The 15097-nt window shown below is 74.2% G+C and carries 14 protein-coding genes; 2 read left to right on the top strand and 12 right to left on the bottom strand.

The features are described 5' to 3' along the window. Positions 1–124: 124 nt before the first annotated feature. From pheT to infC, 7 genes are all read right to left on the bottom strand, one after another. Entirely contained in the window at positions 125–2653 is a 2529-nt protein-coding gene (gene pheT / locus ACLJTM_RS27515) for a phenylalanine--tRNA ligase subunit beta (protein WP_411106421.1), read from the bottom strand. Further along, positions 2653–3780 (bottom strand): phenylalanine--tRNA ligase subunit alpha, encoded by a 1128-nt coding sequence (gene pheS / locus ACLJTM_RS27510; protein ID WP_411106420.1) that lies wholly within the window; start codon positions 3778–3780, stop codon positions 2653–2655. Before pheS ends, pheT begins: the two co-directional genes overlap by 1 nt. 155 nt (positions 3781–3935) lie before the next feature. Next, the gene (locus tag ACLJTM_RS27505) at positions 3936–5120 is read right to left on the bottom strand and encodes an ATP-binding protein (protein WP_411106419.1); all 1185 of its coding nucleotides are present in this window, start codon (positions 5118–5120) and stop codon (positions 3936–3938) included. A 55-nt stretch (positions 5121–5175) separates the two neighbouring features. Then, positions 5176–6033 carry a TrmH family RNA methyltransferase gene (locus tag ACLJTM_RS27500; RefSeq protein ID WP_411106418.1) on the bottom strand — a complete coding sequence of 286 codons (858 nt, stop codon included), beginning with the start codon at positions 6031–6033 and terminating at the stop codon, positions 5176–5178. A 182-nt stretch (positions 6034–6215) separates the two neighbouring features. After that, positions 6216–6602 carry a 50S ribosomal protein L20 gene (gene rplT / locus ACLJTM_RS27495; protein ID WP_007263143.1) on the bottom strand — a complete coding sequence of 129 codons (387 nt, stop codon included), beginning with the start codon at positions 6600–6602 and terminating at the stop codon, positions 6216–6218. A gap of 102 nt (positions 6603–6704) precedes the next feature. Next, positions 6705–6899, bottom strand: a complete 195-nt coding sequence (gene rpmI / locus ACLJTM_RS27490; protein ID WP_030387121.1) for a 50S ribosomal protein L35 — start codon at positions 6897–6899, stop codon at positions 6705–6707. Positions 6900–7003: 104 nt separating this feature from the next. Further along, positions 7004–7738: a translation initiation factor IF-3 gene (infC, locus tag ACLJTM_RS27485; RefSeq protein WP_411106417.1), complete on the bottom strand. Its 735-nt coding sequence runs from the start codon at positions 7736–7738 to the stop codon at positions 7004–7006. A gap of 325 nt (positions 7739–8063) precedes the next feature. On the opposite strand from infC, the gene ACLJTM_RS27480 reads away from it, so the two are divergent. Next, positions 8064–8441, top strand: a complete 378-nt coding sequence (locus ACLJTM_RS27480; protein ID WP_411106416.1) for a DUF1844 domain-containing protein — start codon at positions 8064–8066, stop codon at positions 8439–8441. Between the two features lie 118 nt (positions 8442–8559). On the opposite strand, the gene ACLJTM_RS27475 is transcribed toward ACLJTM_RS27480, so the two are convergent. The 3 genes from ACLJTM_RS27475 to ACLJTM_RS27465 are packed head-to-tail and all read right to left on the bottom strand — an operon-like array spanning position 8560 to position 11456. Then, complete coding sequence (locus ACLJTM_RS27475; protein WP_411106415.1) at positions 8560–9300, bottom strand: SseB family protein; 741 nt, start codon at positions 9298–9300, stop codon at positions 8560–8562. 21 nt (positions 9301–9321) lie between these two features. Beyond that, positions 9322–10533, bottom strand: a complete 1212-nt coding sequence (gene mycP / locus ACLJTM_RS27470; RefSeq protein ID WP_411106414.1) for a type VII secretion-associated serine protease mycosin — start codon at positions 10531–10533, stop codon at positions 9322–9324. Next, positions 10530–11456: a hypothetical protein gene (locus tag ACLJTM_RS27465; RefSeq protein WP_411106413.1), complete on the bottom strand. Its 927-nt coding sequence runs from the start codon at positions 11454–11456 to the stop codon at positions 10530–10532. Before ACLJTM_RS27465 ends, mycP begins: the two co-directional genes overlap by 4 nt. 129 nt (positions 11457–11585) lie before the next feature. On the opposite strand from ACLJTM_RS27465, the gene ACLJTM_RS27460 reads away from it, so the two are divergent. Beyond that, the gene (locus tag ACLJTM_RS27460; protein ID WP_411106412.1) at positions 11586–12788 is read left to right on the top strand and encodes an amino acid deaminase/aldolase; all 1203 of its coding nucleotides are present in this window, start codon (positions 11586–11588) and stop codon (positions 12786–12788) included. An 87-nt stretch (positions 12789–12875) separates the two neighbouring features. Here ACLJTM_RS27460 and ACLJTM_RS27455 read toward each other — a convergent pair whose 3' ends face one another. Together ACLJTM_RS27455 and ACLJTM_RS27450 are read right to left on the bottom strand one after the other, a co-directional pair. Further along, positions 12876–13667, bottom strand: coding sequence for a 3-oxoacyl-ACP reductase (locus ACLJTM_RS27455; protein WP_411106411.1), 792 nt, complete (start codon positions 13665–13667; stop codon positions 12876–12878). Positions 13668–13673: 6 nt separating this feature from the next. Further along, complete coding sequence (locus tag ACLJTM_RS27450) at positions 13674–15038, bottom strand: aldehyde dehydrogenase family protein (RefSeq protein ID WP_411106410.1); 1365 nt, start codon at positions 15036–15038, stop codon at positions 13674–13676. Positions 15039–15097: the final 59 nt, after the last annotated feature.

Here is a 15097-nt window from a genome sequence, read left to right as displayed (position 1 = left end):
CCGGCGCCGGCCGGGCGGTCCGTCGGCGGGCCGCCCGGCGGTGCAGGCCCCGCGCCACGGCCGAGGGGCCTGCCCGGTGCTCCGGACAGGCCCCTCGGCCTGGAACAGGTCCTGCGGGATGCGGCTAGGCGCCGCGCAGCACCGCCCCGGTCCGCTCGCCCGCGAGCGCCACCGCGGCGTCACGCGCGGCCGTGGACTCCTCGGCGGTCAGCGTGCGGTCGGTTGCGCGGAAGCGCAGCGCATACGCCAGGGACTTCTTGCCCCCGCCGACCTGCTCACCGGTGAACACGTCGAACAGCCTCAGCGATTCGAGGAGTTCGCCCGCGCCCTGGCGCAGCGCGGCCTCCACGTCCGAGGCCGGCACCGACGCGTCCACGATCAGCGCGACGTCCTGGGTCGCCACCGGGAAGGAGGAGATCCGGGGCGCCCGCAGGGCCTCGCCGCCGGCTGCCGCAAGGCGGTCCAGGTCGAGTTCCATCGCGCTGGTGCGGGCCGGCAGGCCCAGCGCCTTGACCACGCGGGGGTGCAGCTCGCCGGCGTGGCCGACGACCTGCTCGGCCCCGTCGAGGGTGACGACCAGCTCGGCGCACCGGCCGGGGTGCCAGGGCCCGTACCGGCCCTGGCGGACGAGGAGTTCCGTACCGGCCTCGACGGCGAGCAGCCGTGCGGCCTGAACGGCGTCCGCCCAGTCGGCCGGGCGGCCCTTGCCCCACCAGCCGGCCTGCTCGCGCGCACCGGCCAGCACGACCGCGGCGTGCCGCGGCTGCGCGGGCAGGGCCGCGTCCAGGGTGGCGAGCTCCTCGTCCGTGGGGCGCCGGTCGACCGGCAGCCGCACTGCGACGCCGGGCTGCGGGCCCGCCAGGAAGACCGAACCGGTCTCGAAGAGGGCGAGGTCGTGGCTGCCCCGGCTGTCGTTGCGGCGCAGCGCGCCCAGCAGGCCCGGCAGCAGCGTGGTGCGCAGCGCCGGCTCCTCGTCGGAGAGCGGGTTGACCAGCGTGACGAGCCGGCGGGCGGCGTCCTGCTCGGGGAGCTGGAGCTGGTCGAGGACCTGCGCGCCGATGAAGGGGTAGCTCAGCGCCTCCACGTAGCCCGCGCCGGCCAGGGCGCGGCCGACCCGGCGGTGCAGCTGCTGGCGCGCGGTCAGACCGCGTCCGGAGGGCACCTGCGGGAGGGTCGACGGGAGGTTGCCGTAGCCCTCCAGCCGGATGACCTCTTCGGCCAGGTCGTTGGGCTCGGCGAGGTCGGGCCGCCACGAGGGCACGGTGACGACGAGCTCGTCCTGGCCGTAGACGTCGCAGCCGATCTCCTGGAGGCGGCGTACGACGGTCTCGCGGCCGTAGTCCATGCCCGCGACCCGGTCGGGGTGGTCGGCGCGCATCGCGACGGTGCGGGGGGCACCGGGGGCGAGGAACTCGGTGACCCCGGCCTCGGCGGTGCCGCCCGCGAGCAGCACGAGCAGGTCGACGGTGCGCTGCGCGGCAGCGGCGGCGGCCTGCGGGTCGACGCCCCGCTCGAAGCGCTTGGACGCCTCCGAGGAGAGCTTCAGGCGACGGGCGGTGCGGGAGATCGACACCGGGTCGAAGTGCGCGGCCTCGATCACCACGTCGGTGGTGCCCGTGACCCGGCCCGTCTCGGGGTCGGTCACGGAGTCGGCGATCTCGGTGTCGGCGCCGCCCATGACACCGGCGAGCCCGATCGGCCCGCTGCTGTCGGTGATCACCAGGTCCTCGGCGTCCAGGGTGCGCTTGACCCCGTCGAGGGTGGTGAACTGCTCGCCCTGCTCGGCGCGGCGGACGCCGATGGCGCCGTCGATCCGCGTGCGGTCGTAGGCGTGCAGCGGCTGGCCGAGCTCCAGCATCACGTAGTTGGTCACGTCGACGGCGAGCGAGATCGGGCGCATGCCCGCCTTCTGGAGGCGGCGGGTCAGCCAGATCGGGGAACGCGCGTCGGGGTCCAGGCCGGTCACCGTGCGGGCGGTGAAGCGGTCGCAGCCGGCCGGGTCCTCGACCTGGACCGGGTAGCCGTACGAGTTCGGCCCGGGCACGTCGAGCAGCGCCGGGTCGCGCAGCGGCAGACCGTACGCGGTGGCGGCCTCGCGGGCCACGCCGCGCAGCGACATGCAGTAGCCCCGGTCGGGGGTGATGTCGATGTCGAGGACCTCGTCGACGAGCTGGAGCAGCTCGATTGCGTCGGTGCCGACCTCGTACTCCGGCGGCAGCACGATGATGCCGTGCGTGCCGTCGTCGCCCATGCCGAGCTCCTCGCCGGAGCAGATCATGCCGTGCGAGGTCTTGCCGTACGTCTTGCGCGCGGCGATGGCGAAGTCGCCGGGGAGCACGGCGCCGGGCAGGACCACGACGACCTTGTCGCCGACGGCGAAGTTGCGGGCGCCGCAGACGATCTCCTGCGGCTCGCCGGTGCCGTTGGCGCCGCCGACGTCGACGGTGCAGAACCGGATCGGCTTGCGGAAGCCCTCGAGCTCCTCGATGGTCAGCACCCGGCCGACGACGAGCGGGCCCTTGAGCCCGCCGCCGAGCTGCTCGACGGTCTCGACCTCAAGGCCGGCGTCGACCAGCTTGGCGGCCACGTCACGGCCGGTTTCACCCGCGGGGAGGTCTACGTACTCCCGCAGCCAGGAAAGCGGGACGCGCATCAGATCTCACTCCCGAACGGCCGGGTGAAACGCACGTCACCCTCGACCATGTCTCGCATGTCTTCGACGTTGTGGCGGAACATCAGCATCCGCTCGATGCCGAACCCGAAGGCGAACCCGCTGTACTTCTCGGGGTCGACACCGCAGGCGGTCAGCACCTTGGGGTTGACCATGCCGCAGCCGCCCAGCTCGATCCAGCCTTCGCTGGAGCAGGTGCGGCACGGGCGGTCGGGGTTGCCCACCGAGGCCCCGCGGCACACGTAGCACTGCATGTCCATCTCGGCGGACGGCTCGGTGAAGGGGAAGAAGTGCGGGCGCAGGCGCGTGGTGGTGCCCTCGCCGAACAGCTCCTGGACCATGTGGTCCATGGTCCCCTTCAGGTCGGCCATGGTCAGGCCCTCGTCGACGGCGAGCAGCTCGACCTGGTGGAACACCGGGGTGTGCGTCGCGTCGAGCTCGTCGGTCCGGTACACGCGGCCCGGGCAGACGACGTAGACGGGGGGCTTGCGCTCCAGCAGCGTGCGCGCCTGCACCGGGGAGGTGTGGGTGCGCAGCACGACACCGGACTCGTCGCCGTCGGTGCCCTCGGGGCCCCGGACGAAGAAGGTGTCCTGCATCTGGCGCGCCGGGTGGTCGGGCGTGAAGTTGAGGGCGTCGAAGTTGAACCACTCCGCCTCCACCTCGGGGCCCTCGGCGACCTCGTAGCCCATGGCCGTGAAGATGTCCGCGATGCGGTCCATCAGCGTGGTCAGGGGGTGCCGGGCGCCGGCGGGGACGCGGTCGTGGGGCAGCGTGACGTCCACGGCCTCCTCGACCAGCACCCGCTCGTCCCGTTCGGCCTCCAGCGCCACCGTGCGGGCCCCGAAGGCCTTGTTCACGGCGCCCCGGGCCTGGCCGACGCGCTTGCCCGCCTCGGCCTTGGCCTGGGGCGGCAGGGCGCCGATCTCGCGGTTGGCGAGCGCCAGGGGCGAACGGTCGCCCATGTGCGCGGTCTTCGCCTCCCGGAGCGCGTCGAGGTCGCCGGCGGCCGCGAAGGCGGCGAGCGCCTCGTCCCGCATGCGCTCGATCTCTTCCGGTTTCAGTGCCTCGACCTCGACAGGGTCGTACGACTTGTTCGGTGCCGACATCTCTTCCCGTACTTCCGGTGGCTGGCTGGTGGAACCCCGCGCGGCGCGCTCGACCGGCACGCTCGCCACAAGGACACAAAGGTGCCAAAGGACGAGTCTAAAGGTCGCTGGGGGTGAAGGAGCCCGTGGGCCGACCGGTGAGACGCTCCGCAGGGCTACTGCGTGAGGTACGCCGGCGCGCTCACGGGCAGGATGAACCGGAACTCGGCGCCGCCCCCGGGGCCGCGGCCGACCGTGATGGTGCCGCCGTGGGCCTCCACGATGCCCTTGACGATGTACAGGCCCAGCCCGGTGCCGCCGCGCTTGCTCCCCCGCCAGAAGCGGGTGAAGACGCGGCCCATCGACTCCTCCGGGATCCCGGGGCCCTCGTCGGTCACGGTGACGGCTGTTCCCTTCTCGTGCGGCGACACGTCGATGGTGACGGTTCCGTCACCGTGGCGCACCGCATTTTCGAGGAGGTTGCCGAGGATCTGGTCGATCTTGTCGGGGTCCGCCCACAGGTCGGGCAGGGGGCGGCTGACGCTGACGAGGAAGCGCTCGGGGGCCTGGCCGTTCGCGGTGAGGGCCTGGACGTGCCGGCCGACGGCGGTGGCCATGTCCACCGGCTGGCGGCGGACCTCCAGGCGGCCGGAGTCGATCCGGGAGATGTCCAGGAGTTCGGTGATCAGCCGGGTCACGCGGTTGGCGTCGGCGTCGACGGTCTCCAGCATCAGCCGCTTCTGGTCGTCGGTGAACCGCTCCCATTTGGCGAGCAGGGTCGCGGTGAAACCCTTGACGGAGGTCAGCGGTGAGCGCAGCTCGTGCGCGACCGTGGCGATCAACTCGGCATGGCTGCGCTCCGTGCGGCGGCGTGCCTCGGTGCCCCGCAGGGTGACGACCAGGCGGCTCAGCGGTCCGGTGGGGTGCGCGCGGACGTACTGGGCGCAGACCAGCACCTCGCGGCCGCCCGGGAGCAGCAGGTTGCGCTCGGGCTGCCCGCGGCGGGTGGCGAGGCCCCCGTACGGGTCGGTCAGCGTCCACCAGCGGCGTCCTTCGAGGTCCTCCAGCGGCAGGGCCCGCTCGATGGGCGCGCCGAGGGCCAGGCGGGGCTCGGTGGCGGTCATCCGCGCCGCGGCCCGGTTGAAGCAGATGACCTGCCCGGCGGCGTCGGCGACGACGAGCCCGTCGGGCAGGTCGTCGGGGTCGATCCCGAACCCGGTCCGCGCGGCGGGGCCGGGGGCCGGCGCCTGCTGCGGTACGCCGCGCAGCGCGTCGGCGGGGAGCGGGGCCTCGGGGACGCCCGGGAACCGCTCCTCGGCCGCGTCCGCGGCCCCCGGTGAGCTGTTCGTGCCGACGGTCATCTCCCCGTACCCCACATCTCCGGGTAGCTCAGTGGGCCCCCGGGCCGCCACATTACTAGCTGGGGGTCACGGAACGGCACCCTCCGGACGCCCGCTGTGCACGCGCGGACGCGTAGAGGCACACGGCGGCGGCCGTCGCGAGGTTCAGGCTTTCCGCCTTGCCGTGGATCGGGACCCGTACGACGGCGTCCGCGAGGGCGCGCGTCTCCTCGGGCAGGCCCCAGGCCTCGTTGCCGAAGACCCAGGCCGTGGGGCCGCCCATGGTGCCCGCGTCGAGCTCGGCGTCGAGGTCGTCCTCGCCCGCGCCGTCAGCGGCGAGGATCCGCACGCCTGCCGCCCGCAGCCCCTGGACGGCCTGCTCCACCGGGACGCCGACCGCGACCGGCAGGTGGAAGAGGGAACCCACGGAGGCCCGTACCGACTTGGGGTTGTAGAGGTCCACGGAGGCGTCGGTGAGGACGACCGCGTCGGCTCCGGCGGCGTCCGCGCAGCGCAGCACCGTACCGGCGTTGCCGGGGTCCCGGACGTGCGCGAGGACGGCGACCAGCCGGGGGCGGGACGCCAGGACTTCCTCGAAGGGCGAGTCCAGGAAGTGGCAGACGCCCACCAGGCCCTGCGGGGTCACGGTCTGCGAGACCTCGGCCAGGACCTCGTCGTCGGCGTAGTGGACCCGGGCGCCGGAGGCGCGTGCGGCCTCGATGATCCCCGGGTGGCGCTCGGCGGCCTCGACGGTCGCGAACAGCTCGATCAGGGTGGCGCCGGCCGCCCCGCGGTGCTCGACCGCCTCGCGGACCGCCTGCGGGCCCTCGGCGATGAACCGCCGCTCCTTGGTGCGGAAGTTGCGTCGCGCCAGGCGCCTGGCGGCGGCCACCCGCGGGGATCGGGGGGAGATCAGCTCGGCGGGGGTAGCCATGGTGGTCAGCGGTTCTCTCTCGGGCTGCGGTCCGGGGCGCGGCGCCCCGGCGGGGACCGGCGCCGTACGGGCGCGGGGGTCGGATGCGCCCCGCGGGCTGCTGCGGGGGCGAAAGCACACGGACCCGCAGGCGTGGTGCCTGCGGGTCCGTGGGGGCCGGCCGGAAACCGGCCGGCCAGCCCTTAGGCAGCGGCCTTGGGGGCGTTGACGTCGGCCGGGAGGGCCTTCTGCGCGACCTCGACCAGCGCGGCGAACGCGTTGGCGTCGTTGACGGCCAGCTCCGCGAGGATCTTGCGGTCCACCTCGATGTTGGCGGCCTTCAGACCCTGGATGAGGCGGTTGTAGGTCATGCCGTTCTGGCGGGCAGCGGCGTTGATGCGCTGGATCCACAGCTGACGGAAGTCGCCCTTGCGCTTCTTGCGGTCGTTGAAGTTGTAGACCAGCGAGTGGGTGACCTGCTCCTTGGCCTTGCGGTACAGGCGCGAACGCTGACCGCGGTAGCCGGAGGCCGCCTCGAGGATCGCCCGGCGCTTCTTGTGGGCGTTTACTGCCCGCTTGACGCGTGCCACTTTTTAACTCCTTGTAGCGGGGCCGTGGTTGTCTTCACGCGGCCCGAATTCGATGGGGTCCCGGTCTTGACGTCCCGCTCCCGGCAGGGGGAGCGAGGGACGTCACTTGCCGAGAAGCTTCTTGATCTTCGCGGCGTCGCCGGGGGCCATCTCCGCGGTGCCGGTCAGGCGGCGGGTGACACGGGACGACTTGTGCTCGAGCAGGTGGCGCTTGCCGGCGCGCTCACGGAGCACCTTGCCGGAGCCGGTGATCTTGAAGCGCTTCTTGGAACCGCTGTGCGTCTTGTTCTTCGGCATAGCGCCGTTATCTCCTCGTCGGTGGCGCTCCCACCGGTCCGATGCCGGACCGGCTCGGGGGAGCGTCATGTTGTATCGGTGATCCGGGACGGGCTGCCCCGGAATCAGGCCTCGGTCTTCGGCTCCTCGGCAGGCGCCTCTTCGGCGGCGGCCTCGGTGACCTCGGCGGAGGCGGCTGCCTCGTCGGCTGCGGCCTCGGCCGGAGCCTCCTCGGAAGGAGCCTCGTCGTCGGCGTGGGCCACACCCTGGCGCTCGGCCTTGCGGGCGGCCTGCGCCTCGCGGGCTTCGGCCATTGCCTCGGTCTTCTTCTTGTGCGGACCGAGAACCATGATCATGTTTCGGCCGTCCTGCTTCGGGTTCGACTCGATGAACCCGAGGTCCTCGACGTCGGCCGCGAGGCGCTGCAGCAGACGGAAGCCGAGCTCCGGCCTGGACTGCTCGCGACCACGGAACATGATCGTGATCTTGACCTTGTCGCCCTGCTTGAGGAACCGAACGACGTGACCCTTCTTGGTGTCATAGTCGTGCGGGTCGATCTTCGGCCGGAGCTTCATTTCCTTGATGACCGTGTGCGCCTGGTTCTTGCGCGCCTCACGGGCCTTCATGGCCGACTCGTACTTGAACTTGCCGTAGTCCATGAGCTTGCAGACCGGCGGGCGTGCGGACGCCGCGACCTCGACCAGGTCGAGGTCGTACTCCTGCGCGAGTTCAAGCGCCTTGGCAAGCGGCACGATGCCGACCTGCTCGCCGCTGGGACCGACGAGTCGTACCTCGGGAACGCGAATCCGGTCGTTGATGCGGGGCTCGGTGCTGATGGATCCTCCTCGGTTGCACCACACGGCTGCCTGGCAGACAGCCGCTGACGTGTATGTCCGTCAGACCGACCGCAGCGGGGAGAATGCAGAAAAGCCCCGCCGGGCACAGGCAGGGGCTCCAAAACGACCGGAGCACCGCCGCGTGCACACCGCGGGGCGCAATTCGGGCAGCTTTCCATCGTCCGTACGGAACGATGGATACCGCCTGACCGGTGACCCGCCTCCCCGGAGGGTGGTCGGGTGGGAGATCGGAGCCTCCACTTGTGGCCGGGCACGCAGGTGTCCGGCCGGTCGAAGTCCATACTAGCACCCGCTGGGCAGGCCCGCCGCACGGCATATCGTGGGGCACATGACTGACGCGACCCCTTCCACCGGCCCCGCTGCCGACGCCGCCCCCGACTACGACGCCCTGACCCGCGACATCGCGGACGTCCCCGCCGTCGAGGTGATCACCACGGTGGCCGTGCACCTGCTGAGCGCCGCGGCGGTCAACCTGGGCCTGGACAAGCCGGACTCCGAGCACAAGGACCTCGACGAGGCCCGCAAGCTGATCACGGCCCTGGCCGGCCTGGTCACCGCGAGCGCCACCGAGATCAGCTCCTTCCACGCGGCCCCGCTGCGGGACGGCCTGAAGTCGCTCCAGCTCGCCTTCCGCGAGGCCTCGATCGTCCCGGACGAGCCGGGCCAGGGCCCGGGCGAGAAGTTCACCGGCCCGGTCTTCGGCTGACCGTCCGCGGCGCCCGCCGGGAGGACGGGCGCAGCGGTACGGATCAGGACGTGCGAGGAGGGGCGGGCGGTCCGGGAGTACCCCGGAGCCGCCCGCCCCTCCTCGCGTACGCCCCCGCTCAGCGGCTGAACAGCGGCTCGCCCGAGGGAGCCGGGGCGTCCGCGGGCAGCAGCGCCAGGTCCAGCCCGCGCACCAGCCGGGCCCGCAGCGTCTCGTCGGCCGCCAGTGCCTGCGCGACCCGGCGGGCCGCCGCCGCGGCCTGCGCACCGCTGCCCGCGGAGATCGCCAGGGTGCCGTCGGAGTCGGCGCCGCCCCGGCCCAGGTGGGCGCGGAGCACCCCGGGCTCCGCGGCCACCACGGCTCGTACGGCCTCACGGACGGCCGGGTCGGCGAGCGGGTCCGCGTCCGAGCGGCCCTCGGCGAGGGCGAGCAGCGCGGAGCCGGTGAGCTGGTAGGTGACCGGGCCGGCCAGGTCGAGCACCACGGTGTCGGCCTTCTCGTGCGCGGCGGCGGCCAGGGCCTGGTGCAGGGGGACGGCCACCGGCCGGGCGGCCGGGTCCCACAGCGCGAGGGAGGCCGTCGAGGTGAAGGCGGGCAGCGCCCGCCGGTCCCCCGCCCGCAGGGTGGGCACGGCCATGTCGCTGGTCTTCTCGCGCTTCAGGCCCGTCTGCGGGTCCGTCTCGACCTCGCCGAGTACGGCGACGACCGGGACCAGCAGGCGGGCGCCGGCCAGGGCGGCCAGCACCTCGGGCTCCTTCGACCGGTCCCCGGCCCAGGCGGCCAGGGCCGCGCTCAGCCGCGGATCGGCCGAGCCGTCGTCGTCGGAGAAGCCGGGGTCGGGAATGTTCTTGTTCGCCATGTTCGCCACAGTGAACCGACCCTACTGTGCCGCGGGCGGGTCTCCGTACGGGGCCGCCCCGGCGACCCGGTGCCGGCGGCCGCGCGGGCGCCGGGCCAGTACGCCGGCCAGAACGAGCAGCGCCGCTCCCGCGCCCGCGGCCCCCGCGGCCCCGATCCGGGCGCCGCGCTCGGGGGGCCGGACCGGATCGGGGCCGGGCCCGAAGTAGGTCTGCGGGGCAGCGGCGGGCGCGGGCACGGGCGCCTCGGGCCGCACACCCTCGGCCACTTGGAGCGCCGCGGCGGGGTCCACCAGGCCGTGGCCGCGGGAGTCGTCGCGCCCGCCGGCGGGCCGGTCGGCGGCGGTGTCCTCCAGCAGCTTCTTGACCTGGGCCGGGGACAGGTCCGGGTGGGCGGCCTTGACCAGGGCCACGGCGCCGGAGACGAAGGCGGCGGCGGCGCTCGTCCCCCAGCCCTCGTAGTAGGAGCGGTCGGGGTCGGCGATGACCACGTCGACTCCGGGGGCGCTGACGGTGGCGTACCAGTTGCGGGTGGAGAAGGGGGCCTTGCGGCCGCTGCGGTCCACGGCGGCGACCGCGATGACGCCGGGGTAGGCGGCCGGGTAGGAGGTGTGGTCGCCCGTTTCGCCGCCGTTGCCCGCGGAGGCGACGACGACCACTCCCTTGCCGAGGGCGTACTGGACGGCCTCGTCCTCGCCGGCCTCGTGATGGGCGGAGTCGCTGTCGTCGCCGAGGGACAGGTTGATCACGTCGGCTCCGTGGTCGGCGGCCCACCGGATGCCTTCGGCGAGGGCCCCGCCCTTGTTCTCTCGGGCCGCGGCCCGGCCCGGGTCCCCCTCCTCCAGGATCACCCGCACCGGGAGGATCTTCGCCTGCGGGGCGAGGCCGAGGACTCCCTGGCCGCGGTCGGGGCCGTGTCCGTGCCCGGCGATGATGCTCGCCATGGCGGTGCCGTGGCGGGCCCACGCGCGGTCGCCGCGGCCCGCGCCGGAGCCGATGAGGTCGGTGCCCTCCAGGACCTGTCCGGCGAGGTCGGGGTGGGTGGCGTCGACCCCGGTGTCGAGGACGGCGACGGTCACGCCGTCACCGCGCGTGGTGCCCCAGGCCTCTTCGGCGCGCAGGGCGAGCAGCCCCCACTGGCGGTCCCGGATGGTGTCGGCGGCGGCGGGGGGCGCGGCCGCGCCGGCGAGCAGGACGGCGAGCGCGAGGGCGGCGGCCGCCCGGGCACGGCTCATCGGGAGGACTCCGGGGCGGTCGTGGCGGAGGTCGCGGCGGAGGCCGTGGCGGAGGCCGTGGCGGAGGCCGTGGCGGAGGTCTTGGCGGCGGTCTTGGCGGCGGTCGCGGCGGCGGTCGTGGCGGAGGTCGTGGCAGCGGTCGTGGCGGAGGGTCCGGGCGTCGGCGGAACGGCCAGGGTGCGCAGGGCGAGCCGTATCCGGTCGGCGACGGCTTTGGCCTCGTGGCCGAGGCCCGCCTGGGCGACGGCTCCGGTGGCGTCCTTCTTCATCACGTCCTCGGCGGGGCGGGGGGCGTCCAGGGGGCGGCCGTCGGCGAAGGAGGAGACGGCGTAGACGACGACGGGGGCCTCGGGGAGCACCGCTGCGTCCCAGGCGGCGCGCTGGGCGTCGGTGAACCCGTAGCCGGGGGGCGCGGTGAGGCGGCCGGTGAGCGCGGCCATCGCGGGGGCGTCGGCGGGCGTGAAGACCATGCCGACGGTGATCAGGGAGCTGCGGGTGGCGTCGGTGTAGGTGGCGCGCAGGACGCGCGTGCAGCCGGTGGCGGCCAGCAGGGCCTGCCAGTCGGCGGCCAGTGCGGCCGGGCAGTCCGCGTCGGGGGCGAGGGCGGTCCGGGTCCAGGTCCGGTCCGCGGACCCGGGCCCCGCCGAGGGTCCGGACAGCACGGGCGGGAAGAGGCGGTCGACCGGGGCGGAACGCCACAGCGATCCGGCCTTGCGGTAGAGGGCGTCGGCCGTGGGCGGGCGGTTCGCGGCGCGGTGTTCGGCCCAGCCGGTGAGCGCGGCCCCGCCGGTCAGGCCGGCGCCGAGCAGGGCGCACAGCACGGTGGCGAGGACCCGGCCCGGGCGGCGGCGCGGGGCCGGGTGCGGGGGCGGCGGCGGGCCGGGGTCCCCGAGGACCGCGGTCCGCGGTGTCGACGTGGTCATCCGGCGGCTCCGCCCCCCGATCCGTACGGCTGCCTGGTCGTACTCTACGGCCGCGCGGGCCCGGGCCGGACCCGCAGGGCCGGGCCGTGACCCCTACCCACGGGTAGAGCGGTCTGGCAAGCTGCGCCCATGAATTCCCCCGCCGCCGACCGTGCCCGGTACGACCGGGCGACCGCGCACCTCGACGCGCCGCTGGCCATTGTGGACCTCGACGCGTTCGACGCCAATGCCGACGACCTGGTGCGCCGGGCCGGCGGGAAGCCCGTACGCGTCGCGAGCAAGTCCGTCCGCTGCCGGGCGCTCCTCGAACGGGTGCTGGCACGGCCGGGGTTCGCCGGGATCATGTCGTACACCCTGGCCGAGTCGCTGTGGCTGGCCCGCTCCGGCTTCGAGGACGTCCTGCTGGCCTATCCGTCCGCGGACCGGGCGGGTTTCGCCGAACTCGCCGCGGATCCCAAGCTGGCGGCGGCGGTCACCGTCATGGTCGACGACCCGGCGCAGCTGGAACTCGTCGACCGCTCCCGGGACGGCGGCACCCAGGAGATCCGGGTCTGCCTGGAGCTGGACACGGCGCTGCACCTGCTGGGCGGGCGGGTCCGGGTCGGGGCCCGGCGCTCCCCGCTGCGCGAGCCCGCCCAACTGGCGGCGCTGGCGCGTGCGGTCGCGGCCCGGCCGGGCTTCCGGGTGGTGGGCGTGATGGGGTACGAGGGCCATGTCGCGGGGGTCGGGGACGCGCCGGCCGGGCGGCCGCTGCGGTCCCGGGCGATCCGGCTCATGCAGGCCGCGGCCCGCAGGGAGCTGGCGGCCCGCCGTGCGGAGGCGGTGCGGGCGGTGCGCGCGGTGGTGCCGGACCTGGAGTTCGTCAACGGCGGGGGGACGGGCAGCGTCCAGCAGACGGCCGCGGAGGACGCGGTCACGGAGATCGCCGCCGGGTCCGGGCTGTACGTGCCGCGGCTGTTCGACCACTACACGTCCTTCCGGGGCCGTCCGGCCGCGCTGTTCGCGCAGCCCGTGGTCCGGCGTCCCGGGGTCGGTGTGGTGACCGTGCTCGGCGGGGGCTATCCGGCCTCCGGCGCCCCGGGGGCGGACCGCCTGCCGGTGCCCCACCTGCCGCCGGGCTTGCGCTACGACGCCCAGGAGGGGGCGGGCGAGGTGCAGACCCCGCTGCTGGGGAGCCCGGCCGACGACCTGCTGATCGGCGACCGGGTCTGGTTCCGGCACGCCAAGGCGGGCGAACTGTGCGAGCGCTTCGACACGCTGCACCTGGTGCAGGACGACCGGGTGACGGCCACCGCCCCGACGTACCGGGGCGAGGGCCGCACCTTCCTGTGACCGCTCCGGTCGCCCGGGAGCCGGGGTCCGCCCGGCCGGGGCCGTCACGGCCGTGGCGGACCGGCCGGCGGGCTCGGCGGCTCGGGCTTACAGCGGGGTCACGTACGCGCCCGAGATGCCGCCGTCGACGAGGAAGTCGGTGGCGTTGATGAAGGAGGAGTCGTCGCTGGCGAGGAAGGCGACGGCCGCGGCGATCTCGGTGGGCTCGGCGAACCGGCCCAGCGGGATGTGCACGAGCCGGCGGGCGGCGCGCTCGGGGTCCTTGGCGAACAGCTCCTGAAGGAGCGGGGTGTTGACGGGGCCGGGGCACAGGGCGTTCACCCGGATGCCCTCGCGGGCGAACTGCACGCCCAGCTCGCGGGACATGGCCAGGACCCCGCCCTTGGAGGCGGTGTAGGAGATCTGGGAGGTGGCGGCGCCCATGACCGCCACGAAGGACGCGGTGTTGATGATGGAGCCGCGGCCCTGGCGCTGCATGTAGGGCAGGGCCGCCTTGCAGCAGAGGTAGACGGAGGTGAGGTTGACGTCCTGGACGCGGCGCCAGGCGTCGAGTCCGGTGGTGAGGATCGAGTCGTCGTCCGGGGGTGAGATGCCCGCGTTGTTGAAGGCGATGTCGACGGATCCGTAGGTGTCGTAGGCCGTCTTGAACAGGGCCTCGACCTGCTCCTGGTCGGTGACGTCCACTTGGACGAAGAGGCCGCCGACCTCATCCGCGGCGGCCTTGCCGGCCCTCTCGTCGATGTCCGCGCAGACCACCCGGGCGCCCTCGGAGGCGAGCCGGCGGGCGGTGGCGAGGCCGATGCCGCTGCCGGCTCCGGTGATGACGGCGGTGCGGCCGCCCAGGCGGCGGCAGACGATCTCTTCGGTGCGGTCGGTCATGTGGGTTCAGGCCTCCGTGCTGATGAAGACGTTCTTGGTCTCGGTGAAAGCGGTGAGGGCGTCGGGTCCGAGTTCGCGGCCGAGTCCGGACTGCTTGTAGCCGCCGAAGGGGGTGCTGTAGCGGACGCTGCTGTGGGAGTTGACCGACAGGTTGCCGGCGGCGACGGCGCGCGAGACGCGCAGGGCGCGGCCGATGTCGCGGGTCCAGAGCGAGCCGGAGAGCCCGTAGGCGGTCGCGTTGGCCAGGCGTACGGCGTCCTCCTCGTCCTCGAAGGGCAGGACGACGGCGACGGGTCCGAAGACCTCCTCGGCGGCGACGGGCGCGGCGGGGTCCACGTCCGTGACGAGGGTCGGCGGGTACCAGAAGCCGGGGCCCTGCGGGGCGGTGCCGCGGACCGCCTTGAGGTCGTCGGTGACGTAGGACCGTACGCGGTCCAGCTGGGCGCGGGAGATGAGCGGGCCCATCTGGGTCCGCTCGTCGGCCGGGTCCCCGACGACCACGTCCTCGATGCGCGGGGCGAGCAGTTCGAGGAAGCGGTCGTGGACCTGGCGCTGGACGAGGATCCGGGTGCGGGCGCAGCAGTCCTGCCCGGTGTTGTCGAGGAAGGACATGGGGGCGGCCGCGGCGGCCGCCTCCAGGTCCGCGTCCGCGAAGACGATGTTGGGGCTCTTGCCGCCGAGTTCGAGGGTGACCCGCTTCACCCGGTCCGCGCACTTGGCCATGATCTGCTTGCCGACCCCGGTGGAGCCGGTGAAGACGATCTTGGCCACGCCCGGGTGCTCGACGAGTGCGTCGCCGGCCACCGTCCCGCGGCCGGGGAGCACCTGGAAGAGGTGCTCGGGGAGCCCCGCTTCGAGGGCGAGTTCGGCGAGGCGCAGGGCGGTCAGGGGGGTGGTCTCGGCGGGCTTGAGGAGGACGGCGTTGCCCGCGGCGAGCGCCGGGGCCAGTCCCCAGGCGGCGATCGGCAGGGGGAAGTTCCAGGGGGCGATCACGCCGATGACGCCGAGCGGTTCGAGGAAGGTGACGTCGATGCCGCCCGCGACGGGGATCTGGCGGCCGGAGAGCCGCTCGACTCCCCCGGCGGCGAAGTCGAGCAGGTCGCGTACGTTGCCCGCTTCCCAGCGGGCGTTGCCGATGGTGTGGCCGGCCTCCCGGACCTCCAGCCGGGCGAGCTCCTCGACGTGCCCGTCGACGACCGCGGCGAAGCGGCGCAGCAGCCGCGCCCGGTCGGCGGGGGCCGCGGCGGCCCAGCCGCGCTGCGCGGCGGCGGCCCGGGCGACCGCGGCGTCGACGTCGTCCCGTGTGGCGGCCGGGACGAGGGCGACGGTTTCCTCGGTGGCCGGATTCAGGACTTCCAGCACATCGGACACGTGGTGCCTCTCACAGGTTCGGTGCGGGTGGGGGTGCGGGTTCGGCGGGGGTTCGGGTT

This window comes from Streptomyces sp. cmx-4-9 (assembly GCF_046548835.1).
In the GTDB taxonomy this organism is placed as follows: Bacteria; Actinomycetota; Actinomycetes; order Streptomycetales; family Streptomycetaceae; genus Streptomyces.
This window is presented reverse-complemented; position numbering and strand designations above follow the sequence as displayed.

Bases quoted from the DNA above. Each gene is read 5' to 3' on its own strand.
- pheT (WP_411106421.1), bottom strand. From the start codon at position 2,653: ATGCGCGTCCCGCTTTCCTGGCTGCGGGAGTACGTAGACCTCCCCGCG.
- pheS (WP_411106420.1), bottom strand. From the start codon at position 3,780: ATGTCGGCACCGAACAAGTCGTACGACCCTGTCGAGGTCGAGGCACTG.
- ACLJTM_RS27505 (WP_411106419.1), bottom strand. From the start codon at position 5,120: ATGACCGTCGGCACGAACAGCTCACCGGGGGCCGCGGACGCGGCCGAG.
- ACLJTM_RS27500 (WP_411106418.1), bottom strand. From the start codon at position 6,033: ATGGCTACCCCCGCCGAGCTGATCTCCCCCCGATCCCCGCGGGTGGCC.
- rpmI (WP_030387121.1), bottom strand. From the start codon at position 6,899: ATGCCGAAGAACAAGACGCACAGCGGTTCCAAGAAGCGCTTCAAGATC.
- ACLJTM_RS27480 (WP_411106416.1), top strand. From the start codon at position 8,064: ATGACTGACGCGACCCCTTCCACCGGCCCCGCTGCCGACGCCGCCCCC.
- ACLJTM_RS27475 (WP_411106415.1), bottom strand. From the start codon at position 9,300: ATGGCGAACAAGAACATTCCCGACCCCGGCTTCTCCGACGACGACGGC.
- mycP (WP_411106414.1), bottom strand. From the start codon at position 10,533: ATGAGCCGTGCCCGGGCGGCCGCCGCCCTCGCGCTCGCCGTCCTGCTC.
- ACLJTM_RS27465 (WP_411106413.1), bottom strand. From the start codon at position 11,456: ATGACCACGTCGACACCGCGGACCGCGGTCCTCGGGGACCCCGGCCCG.
- ACLJTM_RS27460 (WP_411106412.1), top strand. From the start codon at position 11,586: ATGAATTCCCCCGCCGCCGACCGTGCCCGGTACGACCGGGCGACCGCG.
- ACLJTM_RS27455 (WP_411106411.1), bottom strand. From the start codon at position 13,667: ATGACCGACCGCACCGAAGAGATCGTCTGCCGCCGCCTGGGCGGCCGC.